At 62.7% G+C, this 21062-nt stretch carries 23 protein-coding genes; 9 read left to right on the top strand and 14 right to left on the bottom strand.

Going from position 1 to position 21062, the window contains the following annotated elements:
• Window positions 1-30 precede the first annotated feature (30 nt).
• Window positions 31-738, bottom strand: coding sequence for a 5-formyltetrahydrofolate cyclo-ligase (locus tag BDK88_RS06445; protein ID WP_130499666.1), 708 nt, complete (start codon window positions 736-738; stop codon window positions 31-33).
• Between the two features lie 131 nt (window positions 739-869).
• On the bottom strand, window positions 870-1385 hold the full coding sequence (locus BDK88_RS06440; RefSeq protein WP_130499665.1) for a MogA/MoaB family molybdenum cofactor biosynthesis protein: 516 nt from the start codon (window positions 1383-1385) through the stop codon (window positions 870-872).
• A 172-nt stretch (window positions 1386-1557) separates the two neighbouring features.
• Here BDK88_RS06440 and BDK88_RS06435 point away from each other — a divergent pair, with 172 nt between their 5' ends.
• Window positions 1558-2583: a zinc-binding dehydrogenase gene (locus BDK88_RS06435; RefSeq protein ID WP_130499664.1), complete on the top strand. Its 1026-nt coding sequence runs from the start codon at window positions 1558-1560 to the stop codon at window positions 2581-2583.
• A 72-nt stretch (window positions 2584-2655) separates the two neighbouring features.
• Window positions 2656-2970 (top strand): hypothetical protein, encoded by a 315-nt coding sequence (locus tag BDK88_RS06430; RefSeq protein ID WP_130499663.1) that lies wholly within the window; start codon window positions 2656-2658, stop codon window positions 2968-2970.
• 62 nt (window positions 2971-3032) lie between these two features.
• Here BDK88_RS06430 and BDK88_RS06425 read toward each other — a convergent pair whose 3' ends face one another.
• The 3 genes from BDK88_RS06425 to BDK88_RS06415 form a co-directional block, all read right to left on the bottom strand.
• Window positions 3033-3344 carry a DUF7853 family protein gene (locus tag BDK88_RS06425; RefSeq protein WP_130499662.1) on the bottom strand — a complete coding sequence of 104 codons (312 nt, stop codon included), beginning with the start codon at window positions 3342-3344 and terminating at the stop codon, window positions 3033-3035.
• A gap of 215 nt (window positions 3345-3559) precedes the next feature.
• The gene (locus BDK88_RS06420) at window positions 3560-4120 is read right to left on the bottom strand and encodes an NUDIX hydrolase (protein WP_008009076.1); all 561 of its coding nucleotides are present in this window, start codon (window positions 4118-4120) and stop codon (window positions 3560-3562) included.
• 222 nt (window positions 4121-4342) lie between these two features.
• Complete coding sequence (locus BDK88_RS06415; RefSeq protein WP_130499814.1) at window positions 4343-5290, bottom strand: diacylglycerol/lipid kinase family protein; 948 nt, start codon at window positions 5288-5290, stop codon at window positions 4343-4345.
• 54 nt (window positions 5291-5344) lie between these two features.
• On the opposite strand from BDK88_RS06415, the gene BDK88_RS06410 reads away from it, so the two are divergent.
• A complete protein-coding gene (locus tag BDK88_RS06410) occupies window positions 5345-6052 on the top strand; it encodes a PHP domain-containing protein (protein WP_130499661.1) in 708 nt (235 codons plus the stop codon).
• Window positions 6053-6113: 61 nt separating this feature from the next.
• Here BDK88_RS06410 and BDK88_RS06405 read toward each other — a convergent pair whose 3' ends face one another.
• Window positions 6114-7982: a PAS domain-containing protein gene (locus BDK88_RS06405; protein ID WP_130499660.1), complete on the bottom strand. Its 1869-nt coding sequence runs from the start codon at window positions 7980-7982 to the stop codon at window positions 6114-6116.
• Window positions 7983-8203: 221 nt separating this feature from the next.
• Window positions 8204-8617 carry an Lrp/AsnC family transcriptional regulator gene (locus BDK88_RS06400; RefSeq protein ID WP_008009069.1) on the bottom strand — a complete coding sequence of 138 codons (414 nt, stop codon included), beginning with the start codon at window positions 8615-8617 and terminating at the stop codon, window positions 8204-8206.
• Between the two features lie 102 nt (window positions 8618-8719).
• Here BDK88_RS06400 and carA point away from each other — a divergent pair, with 102 nt between their 5' ends.
• Complete coding sequence (carA, locus tag BDK88_RS06395; RefSeq protein WP_130499659.1) at window positions 8720-9799, top strand: glutamine-hydrolyzing carbamoyl-phosphate synthase small subunit; 1080 nt, start codon at window positions 8720-8722, stop codon at window positions 9797-9799.
• A gap of 179 nt (window positions 9800-9978) precedes the next feature.
• On the opposite strand, the gene BDK88_RS06390 is transcribed toward carA, so the two are convergent.
• From BDK88_RS06390 to BDK88_RS06380, 3 genes are all read right to left on the bottom strand, one after another.
• Window positions 9979-10749, bottom strand: a complete 771-nt coding sequence (locus BDK88_RS06390) for an SIMPL domain-containing protein (RefSeq protein WP_130499658.1) — start codon at window positions 10747-10749, stop codon at window positions 9979-9981.
• 197 nt (window positions 10750-10946) lie between these two features.
• A complete protein-coding gene (locus BDK88_RS06385) occupies window positions 10947-11894 on the bottom strand; it encodes a glycosyltransferase family 2 protein (protein ID WP_130499657.1) in 948 nt (315 codons plus the stop codon).
• Window positions 11895-11943: 49 nt separating this feature from the next.
• Window positions 11944-12651: a class I SAM-dependent methyltransferase gene (locus BDK88_RS06380; RefSeq protein WP_130499656.1), complete on the bottom strand. Its 708-nt coding sequence runs from the start codon at window positions 12649-12651 to the stop codon at window positions 11944-11946.
• 210 nt (window positions 12652-12861) lie between these two features.
• On the opposite strand from BDK88_RS06380, the gene BDK88_RS06375 reads away from it, so the two are divergent.
• From BDK88_RS06375 to BDK88_RS06365, 3 genes are all read left to right on the top strand, one after another.
• On the top strand, window positions 12862-13143 hold the full coding sequence (locus BDK88_RS06375; protein ID WP_130499655.1) for a MarR family transcriptional regulator: 282 nt from the start codon (window positions 12862-12864) through the stop codon (window positions 13141-13143).
• 99 nt (window positions 13144-13242) lie between these two features.
• Window positions 13243-14064: an MBL fold metallo-hydrolase gene (locus BDK88_RS06370; RefSeq protein WP_130499654.1), complete on the top strand. Its 822-nt coding sequence runs from the start codon at window positions 13243-13245 to the stop codon at window positions 14062-14064.
• A gap of 29 nt (window positions 14065-14093) precedes the next feature.
• Window positions 14094-14771, top strand: coding sequence for a YkgJ family cysteine cluster protein (locus tag BDK88_RS06365; protein ID WP_130499653.1), 678 nt, complete (start codon window positions 14094-14096; stop codon window positions 14769-14771).
• Between the two features lie 948 nt (window positions 14772-15719).
• Here the strand turns inward: BDK88_RS06365 and BDK88_RS06360 are convergent.
• Both BDK88_RS06360 and BDK88_RS06355 read right to left on the bottom strand, forming a co-directional pair.
• Window positions 15720-16130, bottom strand: coding sequence for a TRAM domain-containing protein (locus BDK88_RS06360; RefSeq protein WP_008009056.1), 411 nt, complete (start codon window positions 16128-16130; stop codon window positions 15720-15722).
• Window positions 16131-16243: 113 nt separating this feature from the next.
• Window positions 16244-17971, bottom strand: coding sequence for a radical SAM protein (locus BDK88_RS06355; RefSeq protein WP_130499652.1), 1728 nt, complete (start codon window positions 17969-17971; stop codon window positions 16244-16246).
• Window positions 17972-18083: 112 nt separating this feature from the next.
• Here BDK88_RS06355 and BDK88_RS21085 point away from each other — a divergent pair, with 112 nt between their 5' ends.
• The gene (locus BDK88_RS21085; protein ID WP_165396915.1) at window positions 18084-18242 is read left to right on the top strand and encodes a DUF7559 family protein; all 159 of its coding nucleotides are present in this window, start codon (window positions 18084-18086) and stop codon (window positions 18240-18242) included.
• Window positions 18243-18407: 165 nt separating this feature from the next.
• Entirely contained in the window at window positions 18408-18881 is a 474-nt protein-coding gene (locus tag BDK88_RS06350) for an Hsp20/alpha crystallin family protein (protein ID WP_130499651.1), read from the top strand.
• A gap of 64 nt (window positions 18882-18945) precedes the next feature.
• Here BDK88_RS06350 and BDK88_RS06345 read toward each other — a convergent pair whose 3' ends face one another.
• Window positions 18946-20130, bottom strand: a complete 1185-nt coding sequence (locus BDK88_RS06345) for an NAD(P)/FAD-dependent oxidoreductase (protein ID WP_130499650.1) — start codon at window positions 20128-20130, stop codon at window positions 18946-18948.
• Between the two features lie 548 nt (window positions 20131-20678).
• The gene (locus BDK88_RS06340; protein ID WP_049911528.1) at window positions 20679-20969 is read right to left on the bottom strand and encodes a DUF7521 family protein; all 291 of its coding nucleotides are present in this window, start codon (window positions 20967-20969) and stop codon (window positions 20679-20681) included.
• Window positions 20970-21062 lie beyond the last annotated feature (93 nt).

Below are 21062 nucleotides of genomic sequence, written 5' to 3'. Positions count from 1 at the left end.
GACTGAGACGAGCGTGCGAGCTGACGGGTATCAAGTGTCTTCCTCGAGTCGCCGTAGCACCGGAATTTCGTCGCGTCGCTCGTCATCGAGCAGGTCCCAGTCGAGGCCCGCTGGCTGGTCGCTGCCCTCGGGTCGTATCACCCGCTCGGGCGTGACGACGAGATCCATCGCGACGTCGTGGGCTGCAAGCGTGACGGCCTCGTCGATGAGCTGCCGGTCGTGGATTGTCGTCGCAACCGGCGTCTCCTCGTCGACCAGTCCGAGTTCCCGGAGGACGGCGTACTCGAGGTCACTGTACCCTTCGCCCTTGCCGATGCGACCGCCGTCCTTTGTGACCGCGACGCTACCGGAGACGATCAGGTCGACGCGGTCGATCTCGTCCGGGCCGAGCTGCTCGCCGTGTGTCGACGACCCCGAGACCGTCGTCGCCGCGTCGTAGTCCTCGAGTTCGTCGGGATCGAGTTTCAGGAAGCACTTCTCGTCACGGAGCCGTGGCACCGCCATGTAGACCGTCTTTCCATCACGCAACGCGCGCCGTCTCACGGGGAGTTGTGGCGCGTCGGGATTTGCTTTGATCGTCGTCGCCGACTCCCACTCCGGTTGTGCGGCCAATCGGTCGGCAGCCTCGCTCGCCCCGGCGAAGTTCGGAATCCGGCCGTGGGGCGGAAACGGAAAGCGGGCGACGCCGCTTTCTTCGAGATCGTCCCACACGCGTTCGCGAAGCGCCTGTTTTTCCATGTTCTTCCCGTGGTGGCTCGACCCTATAGTAGCAACTGAAAGGAATGACACACCCCTCTCGCACAGCTCTCGCAGCCAAGTGCGCACCGACGGGCAGCGGCTACGATAGCATCACCCGTCGTCGGCGACGGTCACTCCTCGTCGGTGTCGGTCTCCCCGTTTGCGAGCGTTGCAAGTCGCTGTGCCTCGGGGACGATGATCGACTCACAAGCGATCCGTATGGCCTCACGGTCATTGGGGAGACAGAAGATCGGGACTCCCTCGGAGATGCCCCCTAGGGCACGACTTGAGACGATGCCGGTCCCCCGCTCGTCGTAGGAGAGGGCATGAAAGAGATCGAGAAACGCCGGGAGGTCTTTGTCGAGCAACGGCCGAACTGCCTCGAGGGTCGCATCCCGCGGTTCGACACCCGTGCCGCCGGTTGTGACGACGATGTCCGCATCGTCGCGGTCGACGAGCCGCGACACTTTCGACTGAACGTTGTCGTGGTCCCGCTGGATCAGTTCCCGCGTCACGATCTCGTGGCCTGCCGTCTCAAAGGCTGCCACGATCGCTTCGCCCGCGTCGTCCTCCTCAATCGAGGAGTCCGACGAGACCGTGACGACAGCCGCGCCGACCACACCGGGCTCGTCCGTCGAGTCACTCATGAGTCGTGGTTGGGTCGCTGACGGGAAAAACGGTCCCCAGTCGCATACAGCCGTCAGTCGGCGGTCGGATCAGTTCAATCGCACCCACCGTATTTCGTCAATTGACGTACTCTGGTTCGACGTGCTTGCCCCTTCCATCACGATTTTATATAGCCTGTTCGTTGGGAGCACTATGCAAGCAGTCAAGATCACGGAACACGGCGACAGGGATGTCATCGAATACGGCGAGTATCCGGACCCGGAGATCGACCGGGACGAGGTACTGGTCGACATCAAGGCGGCCGCGCTCAACCATCTGGACATCTGGACCCGCCGTGGCATGCCGGGAATCGACCTCGAGATGCCCCACATTCCAGGCAGTGACGGGGCCGGTGTCGTCGAAGAAGTCGGTGAGGACGTCACCCGGTTCGAGGAAGGCGACCACGTCGCAGTCTCGGCCGGTGTCGGTGATCTCCGGATGGACGACCCGACGCTCGATCCAGGCTTCCACATCATCGGCGAGCACGTCACCGGCGTCCACTCCGAGTACGCCGCGGTCCCCGAGGACAACCTGATTCCCGTCCCCGAGCACGTCGATTGGGAGATCGCCGGCTCGGCCTCGCTAGTCTTCCAGACCGCCTGGCGGATGCTCATCGAGCGTGCCGAGCTCAAGGCAGGCGAATCGGTACTCGTCCTCGGAGCCAGCGGCGGGGTCGGCCACGCTGCCCTCCAGATCGCCGACTACGCGGGCGCGGAAGTGTACGCGACCGGCAGCAGCGAAGAAAAGCTCGAGTACGCCGAAGAACACGGCGCGGACTACGTCTGTAACTACGAAGAGGAGAACTTCGCGGACTGGGTCCGCTCGGAGACCGGCGGCCGCGGGGTCGACGTCGTCGTCGAACACGTCGGCGCGCCCACCTGGCAGGACTCGCTGAAGAGCCTGACCAAGGGCGGCCGACTCGTCACCTGCGGTGGCACCGGCGGTGGCAACCCCGAGACGGACATTCCGCGCATCTTCTGGAACCAACTCGAGATCATCGGCTCGACGATGGCCACGCCCGACCAGGTCGACGACGTGCTAGAACTCGTCTGGGACGGTACGTTCGAGCCCGCGATCCGCGAGGTCCTGCCGATGAGCGAGACCGCCCGCGCCCACGAGATCATCGAGAACCGGGAAGGGTTCGGCAAGGTGGTCGTCCGACCGGACAGCGAGCTGTAACCGATCACGGGTCGGCCACGCCCGGGTGCCGGAACCGTGAGGGCTTTCACGACGCGCTCGATACGTCCGGTCGTGAGCTCGAGCGACGACGGCGGCTACGTCCACGATCCAGCGGCGTTCGACGCAAACGGTGAAGAGGGGACCGAAGAGCCGGCCGGCGGGGGCGGGGGTCTCGAGCCGACCCACCCCGATGCGGTCGACCGGGAGTTCGACTGGCGCGGCTGGCTTCTCGTCGGCGTTATCGTCTTTGCATTTGTCATCGCTCCAGTCGCGATCTATCTGGTCCCACCCGGTGGAGAGGGATACCGATTCGCGTTGCTGATTCTGCCGCTTGCGCCAGCCGCTTTGCTTGCGATTACGGCCGTCTGGGCGACGACTCGACCCTGAACGGCGACGGCTCGCTGGCGCTGTACGATCGACTGCAAAAAAACCGACCCGTGACCGTCTAGTCAGTCAGTACGAACGTCCTCGAGTCGCGCAAGCACGGTCGTGGCGTCGCTGACGTCCCTTGGTGGTGTCTCCTCACGGTCGACGTACGTCGCCAGCGTGTCATAGAGCCGGTCGGCTTGCGACCCGGTGAGCCGCTCCGTGTCGCCGTCGGCTTCGATCGTCTCGAGTACCTCGATCGTCCATTCAGGTGGTTTCTCGTCGGCATCGAGCGCAGCGTCGAGGCGGTTCGAGAGCGCGTGATGGGCGACCCATTGCTCGTCTCTGGAGAGCGTGACTTCGTACGTCTCGGTTTCCGGTGGTGAGGAGCTCATTTCGTCACACGGGACCTGTTTCGTCGGTCCTCAGACAACGCTACGAACAGGAACCTAATAAGCCTTGTTACCGTACCCCATAGTTGCAGCGTGATCGTATTTTCACCGGTCCACACCAGCAGTCGCTGCAGAGACACGGCGTTTCGAGGCCCATGTCGGGGACGATCAAGCCACTCGGTACGCTCGCAAGCGCGCGACCGACCGACCGACGATACCTACCGGACGTCCCGGCGCATGGCGATCTCGAACCACGGACAGAGTCGGAGCTGTCGGTACCACTCCGGATGCGAGTGGAGTCGTTCGTAGGGAACCCACATCAGTCCGGCAACCTCGTCTTCGTCGGGCTCGAGGCTGCGATCAGTCAGTGTCAGCTGCAACACGGCACAGACCTCGTGTTCGACGCCCTCGTTTTCGAAGTAGCGTTTGTACTCGAAGCGATCGGTCAGCCGCAGGTCGTCGTACTGGTCGGGCGTGATTCCGAGCTCTTCCTCGAGTCGCTGTCGGGTCGCTTCCTCCTGGCTCTGGCCCTCGACGGGATGGGAGGCGACAGTGCCGTCCCAGTAGGTCCCCCAGAGGCGTTTCTCCGGCGCTCGCTGGGCGAGCAAGATGTTGCCCTCGCCATCGAAGACCAGCGAGGTGAACGCGCGGTGGCGGATCCCATCGCCCGTATGGGCGTCCAGCCGGTTGACGAGCTCGAGTGGGTTGTCGTCGGCGTCGACGGCGATCACGTCTTGTCCGGCGTTCTCGTGTTGGACATCCTCCTGTGGCGTGCTCATAGAACCACAATTACGTCGACTCGTAAAACCAGTATCGCCTCATACGGTCTGCTGTAACGATGTACCGGTGCAACCGCAGTGCGGGTCGCGGTTGCACCGGAAATTACGTACAGTAGTCCGTATCATAGGGTATCAGTTCACCTCGAGACGCGAACGCACCGCAACTGCTCGAGGGTCACACAGTCCAAACGATGACAAAAAGCCACGTCCGGTCACCGACAGTTAGACGAACCCCATATTCGGATCGGGTTGATACTCATCGCCGACAGCGACCTGAAGTGTCCCTGGGATCGTCTCGAGGCAAAGCGAGTGGGCCTCGAGCATCTCACCGTCCAGGCTGTATTTGATCGCGTCCTGATTGCTCTCGATCACGAGCGACGGGGCACGCCGGCGAACGACGTATTTGCTATCACGTCCCAACAGCCGCTGGAGGGCCGCATCGCTGAGCAGGTTCATCGCCGCGGCGTCCTCGACGATCGTTACCTCGAGCAGGCCATCCTCGACGTTGGCCTGTGCCGTTCGAGCGCCAGTGAACCGTCGGCAGTTCCCGATGAGGACGAACATGGCCCGACCGTCCCAGGCTCGTGTTCGGTTCCCGTTCGGTCCTGAAGCCGTCTCCACCCGGAGCGGCAGCGAGTCGAACGACCCCATCGTCGCAAACATACTTTTGACATATGCGAGCACGCCCAGGTTCGCCTTGCTCGCTGGCTCCGTCTTGCTGCTTGCTTCGGCGGTAATGCCGCCGACACAGGAGTTGACGAAGATCCGATCGTTCGCACTGGCGAGATCGATCCGTCGCCGTCGTCCCGCCTCGATCACTGCAAACGCGTGCTCGATCCCCTGGATCCCGATGTTCGTCGCGAAGTTGTTGCCCGTCCCTGCGGGGACGACAGCGACTGTCGTCGTCTCGAATTCGTTCGCAGCAGCGATCCCGTTAACCACTTTGTTCACCGTGCCATCGCCGCCGCCTGCCGCGATAAGGTCGGCATCGGGTGCAGCGTCGCGGGCTAACCGTTTCGCGTCGCCGCTTTTCTCGGTTTTTCGGACGTCGAAGCCATGTTCGGTCCCCAGTTCGACCACAGTGTCGACATGGGATTGACTGCCGCTGACAGGATTGAGGATGAGCACGCGGTCATCACCGCGACCGCCGGCTGTCCCCTCCGGGCACATGATCTGGAACACGCCAGCCGAGGGCAAAAGGGCCTCGCTGGCGTATGCGTTCCCGTGTATACCGTCGATTTGCACGCACACACGCGATTCTTTCATGGCTATCGGGGGCTCGGCGATCGGTTCGACCCGCTGGGCGTCCGTCTACTCACCGGAATGGCTGACCGGCGCGGCCTCGACGGGGTCGCGACAACGAATCACGATTACTACACGCCATTGACGCCGACTGGAGCCGTCGAACTCATCCCGGGGATCGAAATCACGACCGACCGCGGCCACGTCCTCGTCGTCGGCCCCGACCCGCCCGCGGAGACGGAGCCGGGGGTGCTCTCTCCGGCGGACGCAGTCGCACTGGCACACGACCGCGGCTGTGCCGCGATCGTCGCGCACCCGTTTCGAAACAGTTCCGTCCGAGAACTCGAGGAGATCCCGTTCGACGCGATCGAAGTCAACGGGAAACATCCCCGTTCGCGGCCACTCGTCGAGGAGCTCGCAGACGACCGTGGACTGCCGCTGATCGGTGGGAGCGACGCCCACTACCCGTTCGAGGTGGGCCGAGCGTACACGGTTATCGAAGCCGAGCAGCTCACGCCGGCAGCAGTCGTTGCTGCGATCCGTGACGGACGAGTCCGTGCACGCGTTTGTCGGACGGGCTTCGACCGGCTCCTCCGACGGGGATATCGGAAGCTCCATCGCCGAAAAGAGGTGCTCGACACGCTCGAGGAGCCGACGCCCGGTGTCGGGAGCCCACCGGATGAGAACTGACGCCAGTCGACCCCGCCAGTTGGCCGTTACTGCTGGCGTTCCCGCGGCTCCGTCCATTGCGCTACGTCGTGGCTGCTGGGACACGGATCGTGACGATACTCCCCCGCGGATCGTTGTCCGTGATCCGCATCTCGCCGCCGAAGCTCTTGGCGATCCAGTAGATGTGCCACAGCTCGAGGCCGGTTCCGTGAACGAGTTGTGTCTCGGCTTCGCGTTCGACCATCGGTCGTTCCTGTGGCGGGATCCCCGGCCCGTTGTCGGCGATGGAAACATCGACCCAGTCGCCCATCGCGGGACCATCGGCTGGGGTCGCGCTGACGGTGATCTCGGGGACTGGCCGATCGGTGTGGGTGACGGCGTTGTCGACGGCCGTCCGGATCGCCGTCTCGAGTCGGTCGTCGGCCTGGGCCGTGACGTGCTCGGGTGCGGTCACCGTGATGTCTGCGTCCGGATAGTCGTCGTCGAAGTCGGTCGCCAGCCGCGAGAGCATCGAACCGACATCACAGGTGGCGTCGGGATGGCGGTCACGCTGGAACAGGTCCCGCACGGCCGCGGCGTTGTCACTGATCTTGCACAACTCGGCGGCTTGTTCTTCGATCGCGGTCAGCGCCTCGTCTCGCTCGTCGCCGGTGAGATTTCGGAGCCGTGTTGCGTTCCCTTGGATGACGTTCATCCCGTTTCGGATGTTGTGTCGCAAGATCCGGTTGAGGACGCTGAGTCGCTGTCCGCGCAGTCGTTGGTCGGTCACGTCGGATTCGATCGCGACGAAGTGTGTGATCTCCTCGTCGTCGGTAATCGGCGCGATCGTCTGCTCGACGTGGTACAGTTCCCCGGATTTCCGGCGGTTGATGAGTTCGTGTTCCCAGACCTCGCCCGAGCAGATCGTCTCCCAGAGCCGCTCGTAGAACGCTTGGTCGTGTTTGCCCGATTTGACCAGCCGCGGGTTTCGCCCGACAGCTTCCGTGTGGGTATACCCGCTGTCTCGCTCGTAGGCCGGGTTGACGTACTCGATCGTTCCCTCGCGATCCGTGATCACGATCCCGTGGCCCGCCTGTTCGACCGCCTGCTGAAAGAGCTGGAGCTCCTGTTCGCGTTCCTTTCGCGCCGTTACGTCTCTGATTGCGCCGCGTAACGCGACGACTTCACCGCCGTCGACGACTGGCTCGCCGACGGTGTGAACCCATCGTTCGTTCCCCGCAGCGGTGACGATTCGCAGTACCACGTCGTATGGCTCCCCGCCGTCCCGACACGTCTCGACGAACGAGCGAATTCGATCCCGGTCGGCAGGGTGATAGAACTCGAGTGCCGCAGACAGCGTCGGCTCGTAGTCGGCACCGACCTCGAAGATCTCGCGTGTCCCGTCGGTCCACCGGAGGTCGTCCGACCGCAGATCGAGTTCCCACCCACCGACGGCTGCGAGCTGCTCGGCTTTCTCGAGGAGTGCCCGATTCCGTTCGAGCTCACACCCCTTTCGTTTTTGCTCGGTGACGTCACGAACGATCCCGACGAGCTGGTCGACCGTACCGTTTCCGACGGTCGGTGTCAGTTTCGTCTCGAGCGTGCGTTCGCCGGCAGGAAGCGACAGCGTCGTCTCGTCGTCGATCGTCGCCGCCTGTTCGACGCATGCGTCGTATCGCTCGGTGACGGCAGCCGCCGTTTCCGCGCTGAAGATTTCGGCCGGTGTCCGTCCACGAATCTCCGTGCCGGTCAGGCCGGTGATCGTCTCGTATGCGGGATTGACGCGTCGATATCGGTACGTGCGACCGTCAGCCGTTCGATCGACATCGAGGAGAAAAACGGCGTCCTCGACGGCGTCGAATATCTTTTCGTACTCCTCGAGCGTCGTCAAACATTCCTGATCCGACCGTGTCCCGCGATCGGAGGACACTGCCGAGTCAGGTTGCTCGGCAGGCGTCTCCCCAGTAGTCATTATCTGTGACTATAAAACCAACTCGAAAAAGGAATCGAGGTTTTCCAACGCACTGAGAATACCGACGGCATCCGGACCCCAGACTCCTGGCCAGCAGTCACGACGAAGCCGGACGCAGACATGTGGCCATCGCCTGTGTGGAGACGGCCGCGAATTCGCGACCGGCGTCATGTCGTTCTGTCCGACAGTATCAGGTCGCTCGAGCCGACCCCAGACCACGCTTACCCGAGTTCTTCGTCTAAGATCAATCGTGTCTTCGTGCTGACAACCTCGTCCTGATCGCGGGCCTTCGTAATGAGATCGTTGACCCCGCGCGTGTCCGCGGCGTCGACGACGAGGACGATGTCCTGCTCGCCCGAGACCATCCAGACGAAGTCGACCTCGTCCCACTCCGCCATCCGCTCGGAGACTCCCTTGGTATCGACGTCGACCGCGACGCTGATCTCGAGCATCGCTTGGACGTTCCCCGTCCGAGTCGAGATGGTAAAGCGCTCGATGACGTCGTCGTCCATCATTCGTTCGACACGGTTGCGCACGGTCCCCTCGCTCGTCCCAACCTCGTCTGCGATCTCAGTATACGGCGTTCGGGCGTCACGCCGGAGGATATCGAGGATCTGTCGGTCCAGGTCGTCCATAGAGATACGTACCTACAGCCGACCCGCACTTACCGATTACGAAAATCGTAACTGAGCTTCGAAGACAACACTTATCAACATCCATCCGATACGTAGATCGTAATGACGGAAGCCTACGTCGCACTGGAAGGCGGCCACGTACTCGAGGGACGTGGTCGTGCGTCAGGTACGGCCCGCGGTGAACTCGTTTTCACAACAGCATATACAGGCTACGAGGAGAGTCTGACCGACCCCTCCTACGAGGAGCAGGTCCTGACCTTCTCGTACCCGCTGATCGGTAACTACGGCGTCCGCGAGGAGCGCTTCGAGTCCGACCGCGTCCATCCGCGTGCGGTGCTTGCAAAGGAACTCACCGAGGACGTCGCCGAGTGGCTCGAAAGCGAGGACGTCCCGGCTGTCGACCACCTCGACACGCGTGATGTGGTTACCGACATTCGTGACGGCGGCGCGATGAAATGCGGTATCGCCGTCGGCGAGGACGTCACCGAGGAAGACGCACTGGCCGAACTCGAACAGTGCAAGGCCATGAGCGACCACACCGACATCGGCGCACAGGTCAGCGTCGACGACCCGGTCGTCCACGGCGAAGATAACGACGGCCCCGACGTGGCGCTGATCGACTGTGGCGCGAAAGGCTCGATCGTCGACTCGCTGCTCGCACGCGACGCGACCGTCCACGTGTTCCCCTACAACGCGACCGTCGACGACGTCGCGGCCGTCGAGCCCGATGTCCTTTTCATCTCGAACGGTCCCGGCGACCCGGTCAACTTCGAGCAGGCCATCACGCTCGTCGAGGAGTTCGTCGAGGACACGCCCGTCGCCGGCATCTGTCTCGGCCAGCAGATCGTCGCCGAAGCCCTCGGCGGCTCGACCGAGAAAATGGACTTCGGCCACCGCGGCGTCAACCAGCCCGTGCTCGATCTCGAGTCCGGGCAAGTCGTCATGACCACCCAGAACCACGGCTACACGGTCGCCGACCCCGGCGAACACCTCGAGGTCACCCAGATCAACGTCAACGACGATACGCCCGAGGGAATCGACGGCGTCGAGTACGACGTGATCACCCGCCAGTACCACCCCGAAGCGAACCCCGGTCCCGAAGACACCCTCGACTTCTTCGACGACGTGCTCGCCATGGCTTCCGGGCGAGCTGACTCGCGAGCGGTTCCAGCTGACGACTAACGACGACTGCTGACTGAGCGTTTCGTCTTTCGTCCGTCACCCACGCAGTGACAACTGTTTCTCGGCGACTGCTCGGCGTGTCCGACAGCAGAAAACGAAGGTAATGGCTTCTTTCGGGCGGTGATCTGATCACATGTCGGCTGTGCTGTCCAGATCGCTGTCAGCCGGCCCCACGCCGGTTACGCCCCAAAGGCGTACGTGACCGTCACGCTGGCGCTCACGCGAACCGGCTCCGTCCCGATTTCAGTCTGCGGTGCCCCGCCGCTTGCCGCGTCAGCGCTCGTCATGGCTTCGGCTTCGAGATGGACCGGGTGAACCCGTACGTCACCGGTCGAAACGGCCGTCGTCCCCTCGAGTGTGACGCCACGGTTGTCCGCGATGTGGGACGCCTCCTCGTCGGCGTTTGCCAGTGCGTCGTCGATCGCGTCGTTTCGCAGTTCGGATCGCGTCTCCTCACGGAGCGTAAAGCGAACGTGACCCACGTCGTCCGCACCGGCTTCGGTCACTGCATCGATAATCTCGCCGACGCGGTCGACGTCGGTGACCGTCACCTCGAAGGAGTGTGCCCCCTCATAGCCGGTTGCGGTTCGACCGTGTGCTTGATGAACCCGATATCGTCCATCCTCGATGTTCTCCTCGGGGATCCCGAGGTCGTCGAACGTCGTCCGCAACTCGGCAGCGCCGGTCGAGAGCTCTTCGGTGACGGCGGCTGCGCTTTCGCCGGACGCCTCCACACCGACATCGATGACCGCCTGATCCGGCTCGGTTTCGACTTCTCCGCTGGCGCTGACCGTGATCTCACCGTCTCGTGCTTTCATGTCCGATTCTGCTCCGGGGTCGGCACCGGGGCCCGATTCGGGATCGTCACTACTGAGCGGACTGCCCAGACAGCCCGCCGCCGCTGCTGTGAGTCCGCTGCTCGAGGCCGCCAGAAACTGTCGTCGATCCATACCTCATCGACGGTCGGGGACGGGGATAAAAGTACCTTAGACTGAAATGTTCATTTGACGTATCCCAACAGACGAAGACGGTCAGGAAAACTGATCGGTAGCGTGAGTGTCCTCGAATACACTACCAGATTGCCCGTGCGATCGTCGATGCCGCTAACTGGGTTGGCGCGCTCGAGTGTCGCTTTTGAGGCCGTCAGTTACCGCCAGTCGTAGACCTGCACTGCGCGATCGTGTCGCTGTGAGAGCCCGTTGGGGTTACGGCGAGGCGAGCGATCACGGTAGCGGGCTCGGACGCCATCCCACAGGCCGCGTGTGACGTTCCTGACGACATCGGTCCCATCAGAGAGCCAGCTCGTTGGTGTCGCCTCGCCGGCCGCCAGCCGGCACACGCCAGTAGCCCCTTCTCGAATTGCGCTCCCGGCAGTCCGAGCGAAGACGCCCGGCCGCAGCCCATAGTTTTTCGCCAGCCGGTACGACAGCGACCGATAGGTCGCCCCCCAGTCAGGACCGGTGCGGCCACCGTCAGAACGAAGCTCCGACGAAGATTCCCGCGAGTCGATCACCGCGCCGCAATCGGTTCCGACCTCACAGCGAGCGGCCATCGCCGCGTTCCACGACACCTCGAAATCGAGGCTCGCGATCCGATGTGCACAGTCGCGCTCACCCGCCGCTGTGAGATATTCGTCGAAGCCATCCAGTGCATCGAGGACGGATCGATCGAAGGCGGCGTTGTCTCCGTGGAAATGGGTTACAGTCCGGCCAGCGACGGCGTCGGACGACTGACCGGCGTGAAGGGGATGACCGGTCACGGGACCGGTGACGACATCGGTCCCATCAGCCATTGACTCGTCGATGGCTGAATACCAGCTATGGTCGATCGCGTACTCGCCGTCGATGAAGGCGACGACCTCGCCCGTCGCGAGCTCGAGGCCGGCGTTGCGGGAGACGTTCGGATTGCGCTCGGAGATTTCGACGAGCACGTCGATGTCGTCGCGGTCACGGACGACGCCAGTCGTGCCGTCCGAGGAGGGGCCGTTGACGACGATGCACTCGGTTTCAGTCGGCGTTCGCTCGGCGAGCGCATCGAGACACGACACTAATCGCTCTCGGTCGTTGAGCGTCGAGACGACCACCGAGAGCTCCATACCCACCTATAGGAGACCCTCGTAGTAAATAGGTTGGATTTCAGTCGGGTCAGCGAACACGTGCGTTCCAGTACGAGACCGATGCGACGTGGTCGGTGGTCGGCAACTCACCGATCGCCTTGTCCAGCGCCCGAAGCGGAGACGCGAGGGAGTTAGGGATCGACCGATAGAGCCCGTAGGGAAGGAGGAAATCGTCCTCGACGTCGACGAGTGTTAGATCCGTCTTCGCGAGCAGGACCGCGATTTCGCTTTTCGAGTAGAGCCGCGACCCCATCGGAAGCGCCCAGTTGTAGATGCTGCGAGCCGAAAAGCGGTTGAACGTATCGAAGACGATCTGATCACGGGAAACGCGGCGCATCTCCTCTAAGAACGCCTCCGGATCGTCCGCAAGGTGGAAAAACCGCATCGCGATGACGGTATCGAAGTGATCGTCCGGAAACGGCAGTCGGCCCGCATCGCCCCGGAGAAACTCGAGCGTTCCCGCGAGATCGGTGTCCTGCGCTTTTCGTCGTCCCTGCTGTAACATCGCTGCCGAGATGTCCAGTCCCACGACATCGGCTCCCTGATGTGCGAGCATGACGGTAAACCGCCCGGTACCACAGGCGATTTCGAGGACCTTCTGATCCTCGACTGGCATGATCGCCTCGAGGACGGCTTCTTTCTCCCGACGGTCGATCAGCTGTCCGCCCCGGGAGAAGCGCTTGTCGTCGTATTCCTCGGCGACGTCGTCGGCCTGGTACCACTCCTGTCCTTTCACACTGGGCGAATCTACTGTCGTGCTGGGATAAAACGATACTGGAGTCCAGCCGACGAACCCGGCTCTGTACTGCTATCTTGCGTGACCATCGTTGTCGAAACCCGAACTATATGCCTGTGTTAATATCTTACTTATATGCCTTATACAAACTTCAGTATCCGTATCCACATATAGGGAAGCTTTACCACCGACGACGCCGCTGGCTCGAGTATGAGCATGAGTACAGCCGAAGACCGTGCTACCGCAGCCGAGGAACTCCTCTCAGAGGAGGAATACCGTGACCGCCTCCGTGACCTGCCACCGAGTGCGAAGCTCGTCGCGAAAGTGTTAGAGACCGACTCGCCGCTCTCGCAGGGCCAACTCGCCGAGGAATCGCTACTTCCCGACCGCACCGTTCGGTACGCGCTCAACCGACTCGAGGACGTTGGCCTCATCGGCTCGCGGTACAGTTTCCGCGATGCACGCAAACAGGTCTACTTCCTCAAGCGCTGACCGGCCCGGCTCGCACGCGTGACGATCATAGACGGTCCTGTGCGAGAGCGCTAACCGGCCGACGATAGATCCTTTTTCGCTCGCTCACACTGTCGAGATATGCACGTCACGCGGTGTCCAATCCCGGTCGCGACGCGCGCACCGGGTGGGGAGACCAACGCCTACCTCGTCAGCGCAACCGAGACACGACGCGACGAGGCCGGCCACGAGCCCGCGATACTCGTTGACCCCGCGGCGAAAACCGACGCGCTCGACCGACTGCTCGAGGCACACACCGTCGACCACATCCTCGTTACGCACACCCATCCCGACCACGTCGGCGGCGTCGAGCCGTACGCGGCCGCAACTGACGCGACGGTGTGGGCTCGCGACGGTCGCACCGATCGATTTCGGGACGCGACTGGCCAGGAGCCCGATCGCACGTTCACGCCCGGCGCGACGATCCCGGTGGGCGACGAGCGCGTCCGGGTTCTGGACGCGCCGGGACACGCTCCCGACCACGTCGCGCTCGAGGCCGGTCGCGGCGGCCCGATCTGCTGTGGCGACTGCGCCGTCCGCGAGGGCAGCGTCGTCGTCGGCACGCCAGAGGGGGATATGCGTGCGTACATGACGACGCTGCGTCGACTCCGGGCGATCGACCCACCGACGTTGTATCCCGGTCATGGTCCCGAGATCAACGCTCCTCGTGCAATCCTCGAGCGCCTGCTTTCCCACCGGGCCGAGCGCGAGCAGCGAGTGCATGCGGCAGCCACAACTGGTGCCGATACGATCGCGGAAATCATCGAAACGGCATACGACAAAAACCTCGCGGGCGTACGTGACCTCGCGCGGGCAACCGTCGCCGCCCACCTCGAGAAACTCGCCGTCGAGGGTCACGTCACGTGGGATGACCGGCCGGTATCGCCGTTCGCGGACGACTGACTTTTCCCCGTCGACACCGACCATCAGGTGTGCAATCGCTCGAGGACGAACTCGACACCGCTCGCCAGCTCGCCGTTGCCGATCTCGCAGACGCGATCGAGTCGATCGGCTTCGAGTGTACCCGCTGTGGAGCCTGCTGTACGGCCGATGACGAAGACGACCACACCGCGACGGTATTTCCCGACGAAGTGCGTGACCTCCAGCAGGCAGCCGCGACCGGCGACGAGGAGCGCGAGTGGCGCGACGTCGCCCGCCCGATGCCCTACGGGCTTGCCGAGTCCGAGGACGGCGACCTCGAGGGCGAGACCTTCGAGTGGGCGCTCCAGACGGACGGCTGTGGCGACTGTGTCTTCTACGAGGAAGACGACGCGGGACGTGGTTCCTGTGTCGCTCACGACGACCGCCCACTCATCTGCCAGACGTATCCATTCAGCATCGCGCTCGCGGGCACCAGCCAGCCGATGGGCGAGGCTGTCAGCGAGGAAGGCATCGTCCGTGCCCACGAATGCGAGGGGCTCGGCCGCGATATCTCCCGCGACGACGCCGAGGAGTTGGCGCGAGCGCTCAAAGAACGCGCGATCCGGGAACTCGAGGAAGCAATCGCCGTCCGAGATCGCTACCGGCCTGCCGATCCCGGCCCCGGCGAGGTCGTCGTCCACGATTCGGAAGGAGCGAAACGGATGGATGGAACGCCGCTCGAGGACTGAGACGAGTCTGATAGCTCTGTTGAAACCCAATTATTTAGATAGTATTTGTGGTAGAATAGCCGTCAGGTAGCTTTGCGTATCTATCACGGGGCCGTTCTCCAGAAAGACTACAATCCGCGTACATGGATAATTAGGTATGTCTCCTCTCTATCCTCCTGTCCCTGGTATAGATGCCCTTGTCCCGCCGATAGCGCTGGGTATTGGTGTACTTGCAGGGTTTTTGGTGTATCGACACTCTACCCACCATCAGGTACAGTCTCCGCTTCTGTGGGGTGGATTCGTGGGTGTCACCTTCTTCCTCGCCCCAATCATCCTTATGCCGTTCCTCATCCCGATTTACTACTCGCTGTTCATCCCACCCGGCCCTGGTCTTCTCGTCAGACCACTCCACGCACTCGCTACAGTTCTCGGTGGAGGGACACTTGCCGCGATGGGGGCTGTTCTTGTCTATTTCGGACAGTTGGCGCTTACCCGCCGACAAAGTACTGGTTCACCGTAATCCGAAAAGCACCGCCGCTGTAGCTATCAATTAGAGTGATCGGTCGATGTTATGAGTGACACAGGGAATAGTGAGTGCTCGAAACTGTTTCCACCACCTATGAGACGGGCTGCGATAGGTCGGTCACGTACACCAGTTCCACGAAGACGTGCATGAGTGACCACCTCCCCGTCGTTCACGGGAGATTCTCTCGCCTAAGAAAGATCGTCAGGACTCGAGTGGCAAAACCGGATAAGAACTGGTGACTTTACTGTAGTGGCAGCCACTGTACGGCGCGCTCTGCGCGCCGTTTCACCGAGCGCGCCGGCGGCGCGCTCGATCTTTCCCGTGAACGAAGTGAACGGGAGCTCGGGAGAGTTCTGCTCTGCCGGTGTTTTTGGTCGAGATTTTTTGCCCGGGTTCGAGCGCGGCCGATGGCCGCGCGAGGACTCGGGTAAAAAAGGTCGTTGTTAGAACGTCTCCTCGATGATCTCGCCGACAGCGAAGTTCGACTTGACCTCGGTGACTTCGATCTTGACGCGTTCGCCGACGTCTGCTCCGGGAACGATGATGACGTAGCCGCGTTCGACGCGGGCAATGCCGTCGCCCTGTTTGCCGATGTCTTCGATCTCGACGTAGCGCGTTTCGCCGACATCGACCGGCGGCTGGGGCTCCGATGGCGCACTTTTGGGAGTCGTAGTCGTCGTCCCCTCGTCGCCGCTCGTTTCGTCTTCGCGCGAGATGAGCGCGACACGATAGACCTCGCCGGGATCGATGTCGCCGGTCTCGACTTCCTGCCGCGGTACCTCGATGACGTAGCGATCCTCCTCTTCCGATACGTCCGTACTGAACAGACACAACAATTTTTCAGAGATCTCCACAGGTAGACCCTCTATTTCACCTCTGATTCCCATCCATAATAGAACTACCGACACAGAACTGCCAATTGACGGAAAAAGCGTCCGTTCATGGGCCGAATCAGACGCGATTGCGGTCAGTTCACGCGTTCGAGCGGCCGGGTTGTAACGAACTGGGAGAGATCGACCGTCGTGTCGACCCTGGCGTCGGCGACCGACTCGTAGGGGCGATCGACGACGATATCACCGGCGGTACTGGAGCCGATACCAGGGATGGCAGTGAGTTCGTCCATCGACGCCGCATTGAGATCGAGCGGATAGGGGACGGCCGTCACCGAGCGGTAGCCGTGATCGACGACCGCGACGTCGATCGTCTGGCCGAGCGCGCGCTCGCCCGGTACGCCGACGAGCAACGGATAGGTACCGAGCTGACGGCCGAAGGTCGTTCCGTCCTGATGGTACTCGAGATGAACGTCCGGCAAGACGGTGCCGGGGGGAGCAACCCGCTCGAGCATCGGGTTGTCGATCTCCTCGCGAACCTGCGTCTTGTAGCGTTTGAACAGCTTTTTGTGTTCGTTGGCGATCTCGGCTCCTGTGTCGGACATGTCGGTGCCGTCGAAGGCCATCACCTGCCGGATGTTGATCCGCCGGAGCATGTAGCCCTCGTCGTAGACCCGCCGGAGGAACGCCATGTTGCGCTCGTAGGTCTCCTCACGTTCACCCTTGAGGCCGTGCAAGAGGTTGATCCCGGGGAGCAGTTTGGGCAGCCGTCGTGGGGCGTCGTCACCGAACGTTGGCGCATCTGTCGGTTCCTCACCGGGTCGCCAGCCGCCTTCTTCGTTGACGATCCGGACCGCTTCAAAGCACTCCTCGGCGGAAACGTTCAGGTTGTTCTCCTCCTGGACCACTGGATCAGCCGACTCGAGTCCGAACGCGGCCGTGTCGCCGGGCGTGTTGTGCTCGGCGATGATCCGGATCCCCTCGCGGCTCTTTTCGGGCCACTCGACGATCGTGATGGGGTTCATATTGTCCAGATGTAGCGTCTCGAGGTCCGGGGCAACCTCGCGGATCCCGCTGTAGAGTTGGCGCAGGGCGTCAGGGTTGGGCGCTTCGCCGTCGCCGCCGTAGGCGAGGATGTCGGCCTGTCGGCCGATCCGGAAGTGTTTCACGCCGTAATCGGAAAGCGCGTCGACCTCGCCGACGACAGTCGGTGGCGGCCGAAACGAGGGATTGCCATAGAGGGGTTCGGTACAGAACGAACATCGGTAAGCACAGCCCCGCGAGGTCTCGAGTTCGGCGATGAGGTGATTGGGATGGTTCGGGTGTTGGTCGACCACGAACGCACCCTCTTGGGCCCACCGCGAGACTTCATCGACATCGCGCATGCGGTTGTTGAATCCCTCGAGACCGCTTTCGACGAGATCGAAGACGGCAGCCTCGACGTCGCCTTTGGCGACGAAATCGAAGTCTAAGTCCTGCCGTTCAGTCTCGGTCGCGCCGGCGTTTTCGTCGCCGACGCCGAACTTGACGGGGCCACCCATCAGGCTCGTGCCGCTTGCGGTCCAGGCGAGCTTGCGAACCTCGTCGGGCTCGGCCGGCGTGCCGCCGACGTACTTTCCGGGGACGGTCATGCCCCCCAGATAGATCATGAGATCGGCCTCGTCGACATCCCGCCAGCGGTTGGTGTCGTCGCGAAGCCCATCGATCGTGTGGTACGTGATCTGCTCGCGGGGAACCCCCGCATCGACGAGCGCCCCGGCCGTATACCTAGGGTACGTCGAGATATATGGCGGCACCCCGAAGTGAGCGGGCTCGTCGACGTAGCCGTCGACGATCGTCACCGACAGCGTCTCGGGGTCAGTCATGGCTCCCGATAGCGCCTCGAGTGGTAAAACGGTGACTACACGCGCGAGCACAACCATCGCCAGTTTTCCGCCAACCACGGTGTTGATAGGCGTCGTGGCGCTAGTCCTCGCTATGCCAGCGACAGAAGAGTTCGTTTGTACCAACGAGGACTGTTTTCTCGATCTGTTCGAGAATCATTACACCTACGACGTGCCTGACGACTTCGAGATTTCGGCGCTGTCGTGCCCGGTCTGTGGCGGCACTGACTGCCTCGAGCGGGTCGAGCTGTAAGTGAACTATCCACATGTCAGACGTTTCTTTTGTACGGAACAAAAGGGATATCTACGGGGCGATCATAACCGTTCACACGGTCATGTCTGCCATGTACTGTCAGGCCCTTCTCTCGGTCTCCGTAACCGCCGCCCACGCCGCACGCACCGTCCGAGGTGACACCCTGTGAGGTTCAAAGACCTCGGAAAATCGGTCGGCAACACCCTCTACCGTCAGGTCGGCCGTGCGAGCGGTCGCGTACAGAACCACCGATCGCTCCCCGTCGATATTCTCGAGAACGACACCGCCTATCGCGTCGTCTTCGATGCGCCCGGTGCCGAATCGGACGACGTACAGGTCCGCTATCTCGACGGCACCGTCAGGATTCATATCGACCGATTCCGGCAGTTTCACGAGGGCTACGAGATGCAGTTTCCCGGACGGGGGATGTCGCTGTCCGGCGACGCCGAGTTACCGGCCGACGCGGTCGTCGATCCGGACGCCGGAACGGCGCGCCTCTCCGAAACCGGGACACTGAGCGTCGAAATTCCGAAGGCGTCTGCGATCGGGGACACAACCGAAACGGAGGCAGGGCTCGACACATCTGACGACGCCGACACGGATCCGAACGCGGAGCCGGTCGCCGTCGACAAGGAGTGAGACTGGCAATACGAAGTCGACCGCGAAAGTCGGCCGAATTCGGGCGACCGGTCCCCAGCTGGTTCTAGTTCGGATTGAGCGACATCCCATCGACGACGTCGAACGCCTCGTCACCGTCGAACCGCGTCGGGTCGAAAGCGTCGACCCCTGACCCACCACAGATTTCTCTTGCGAGTCGCTGTCCGATCGCCGGCGCACGCATGAAGCCGTGCCCCTGGAAACCGGTCGCGACGTACACCCCATCACGGACCGCGCCGACGAGCGGATCTCGATCCGGGGTCGCCGTACAGAGGCCAGCCCACGCCCGCTCGAGGCCGCCGTCTGCGAGACCTGGAATCCGGTGGGCAACTCGATCACGGATGTCGGCAGTGAACGTCGAATCGGCGTTGCGGTCGTAGCTGTCAGGGTCCGCCTCGCGATTCTCAGTGCCGTCGCCCACGAGCACGCCGTTCGCGTGGGGTCGCAGATAGAAGCCGCCCGTCGCGTCGTAACACATCGGCTCCGCGAGATCGCCGTCAGCGATCAGTGCCTGCACGCGGTAGGGTTTGACAGCAAGGGAGATGTCCGCATCCGCGAGCAGCGCCTTCGTGCGTGCACCTGCTGTAACGACCACTGCGTCGACTTCGTGGACTGTCCCATCCGGACGGATGACACGCGCTGGATCGGTTCGAACGTCGACCGGCGTGTCGGTCTCGAGAGTCGCCCCGGCACCGGTAGCCGCAGCCGCGAGACAGGCGGTGTACGCGCCCGGATCGGCATACCCCGCCGCGCCGGCGATTCCAGCAACTGCGACGTCGTCCGTCCGCAGGGCCGGGAACCGATCGGCGAGTGCGTCGCCGTCCATCTCGAGGGCAATGACACCGTTGTCCTGCATCCGCTGTATCTGATCGCGGATCGCGTCGGCCCGGTCGATGTCGCCCTTGCGGGCAAGCCAGACGTACGGACACTCGACGAACGGGAAGGTATCGTCGCCTGAGAGTGTACGAAAGCGTTCGATCGCCTCGCCCGCGAGTTCAGCGTCGAGTCCGTCCGCGAAGGCATCGTAGCAGATCCCTGCGGCCCGGCCCGTCGCGCCGCTTGCGACGCGACCGCTGTCGTAGAGCGTGACGGCTGCACCCTCGCGTGCGAGATCGTAGGCCGTCGTCGCACCGATGGCACCCGCGCCGACGACCGCGACCTCGAGCCCGGCACCCTGGTCCGTGAACGCGTCGGCTCCGACGGCCAGGTCCGGGTCGTCGGCGTCGTTCATGGCCGATCACTCGTCGAGAGGCGTCGATACAGACAACTCGAAACACGTCCCCACGTCGTTGTTACGTAGACGGGATCGCCGCTCATACCCATCACTCGTGATGCTGTCTACTTACGTCTGGGTGGTTACGGCAGGTTCGCGACCAGCTGGGCCGCCCCGGATGCTGCTCGGCCGTCGACGATCATATCGGGAAGTGCGTCGGAAAGGTGGGGGTACGACGGCAGGGCGGAGCGCCATGGTTCATACGGTTTCCTGTCACTGGGCACCGGTAGGACCCCCAAGACGGTCGCGGCCGGCCGACACTGACCGATAGAAGCCCTGTCAGTGCCCGCTAGTTCCAACTGTATCGATTACACCGATCGCACAGCGGTCGTGCGAGAAGGTGTGCAGTAACGTTCAGTTGTTACTATATCTCCCTGCCGTGTGTCGACGTATTATCCGATCACGGATACGAGTGATCCCAAAACAGTTTGGGTTCGTATACTGCCGGACACCAGTCCATGAGGGATCGATCGCGTCTCGCGTTCGATCGACGTGCGATACAGGTATCAGGTGACGTACAGCGAATGCGCGATCACGAGAAAGCCGGCCAGAACCAGCAGGCTCTCAAAGAGGATGCCTGTCATCAACGGAACAGTGAGCAACTCATATAGCATGCCGGCGAGCACCAGCCCGAGGGTGACGAGTCCGAACCCGAGTGTGAGATAGCCAAGCGCCGGCTGCCGGGTTCGCCGATAGGCCTTGTACGCAAACGACGTGATAACGCCGCCGACGATGAGGACGAGCGTTTTGACGACCGCGAGTGCGACCGCCGTCGGCATTGCCGCAGAGGACGACATAGCTGTGGGTACCCCGATATTCGAGAGCCATACCAAGAACCTTGCCGTTCCCGGAATCCGTGTGGTGTGACAGCAACAACCGTAGTCATCCGC

Origin of the sequence: Natrinema hispanicum, assembly GCF_004217335.1 — an archaeon.
In the GTDB taxonomy this organism is placed as follows: Archaea; Halobacteriota; Halobacteria; order Halobacteriales; family Natrialbaceae; genus Natrinema; species Natrinema hispanicum.
The sequence above is the reverse complement of the archived record's forward strand: the minus strand, read 5'-3'. Positions and strand labels throughout refer to the sequence as shown.

Excerpts from the sequence above, each read along its gene's own strand:
- BDK88_RS06445 (WP_130499666.1), bottom strand. The coding sequence starts at position 738 with ATGGAAAAACAGGCGCTTCGCGAACGCGTGTGGGACGATCTCGAAGAA.
- BDK88_RS06440 (WP_130499665.1), bottom strand. The coding sequence starts at position 1,385 with ATGAGTGACTCGACGGACGAGCCCGGTGTGGTCGGCGCGGCTGTCGTC.
- BDK88_RS06435 (WP_130499664.1), top strand. The coding sequence starts at position 1,558 with ATGCAAGCAGTCAAGATCACGGAACACGGCGACAGGGATGTCATCGAA.
- BDK88_RS06425 (WP_130499662.1), bottom strand. The coding sequence starts at position 3,344 with ATGAGCTCCTCACCACCGGAAACCGAGACGTACGAAGTCACGCTCTCC.
- BDK88_RS06420 (WP_008009076.1), bottom strand. The coding sequence starts at position 4,120 with ATGAGCACGCCACAGGAGGATGTCCAACACGAGAACGCCGGACAAGAC.
- BDK88_RS06415 (WP_130499814.1), bottom strand. The coding sequence starts at position 5,290 with ATGTGCCCGGAGGGGACAGCCGGCGGTCGCGGTGATGACCGCGTGCTC.
- BDK88_RS06405 (WP_130499660.1), bottom strand. The coding sequence starts at position 7,982 with ATGACTACTGGGGAGACGCCTGCCGAGCAACCTGACTCGGCAGTGTCC.
- BDK88_RS06400 (WP_008009069.1), bottom strand. The coding sequence starts at position 8,617 with ATGGACGACCTGGACCGACAGATCCTCGATATCCTCCGGCGTGACGCC.
- carA (WP_130499659.1), top strand. The coding sequence starts at position 8,720 with ATGACGGAAGCCTACGTCGCACTGGAAGGCGGCCACGTACTCGAGGGA.
- BDK88_RS06390 (WP_130499658.1), bottom strand. The coding sequence starts at position 10,749 with ATGGATCGACGACAGTTTCTGGCGGCCTCGAGCAGCGGACTCACAGCA.
- BDK88_RS06385 (WP_130499657.1), bottom strand. The coding sequence starts at position 11,894 with ATGGAGCTCTCGGTGGTCGTCTCGACGCTCAACGACCGAGAGCGATTA.
- BDK88_RS06375 (WP_130499655.1), top strand. The coding sequence starts at position 12,862 with ATGAGCATGAGTACAGCCGAAGACCGTGCTACCGCAGCCGAGGAACTC.
- BDK88_RS06370 (WP_130499654.1), top strand. The coding sequence starts at position 13,243 with ATGCACGTCACGCGGTGTCCAATCCCGGTCGCGACGCGCGCACCGGGT.
- BDK88_RS06355 (WP_130499652.1), bottom strand. The coding sequence starts at position 17,971 with ATGACTGACCCCGAGACGCTGTCGGTGACGATCGTCGACGGCTACGTC.
- BDK88_RS21085 (WP_165396915.1), top strand. The coding sequence starts at position 18,084 with ATGCCAGCGACAGAAGAGTTCGTTTGTACCAACGAGGACTGTTTTCTC.
- BDK88_RS06345 (WP_130499650.1), bottom strand. The coding sequence starts at position 20,130 with ATGAACGACGCCGACGACCCGGACCTGGCCGTCGGAGCCGACGCGTTC.
- BDK88_RS06340 (WP_049911528.1), bottom strand. The coding sequence starts at position 20,969 with ATGTCGTCCTCTGCGGCAATGCCGACGGCGGTCGCACTCGCGGTCGTC.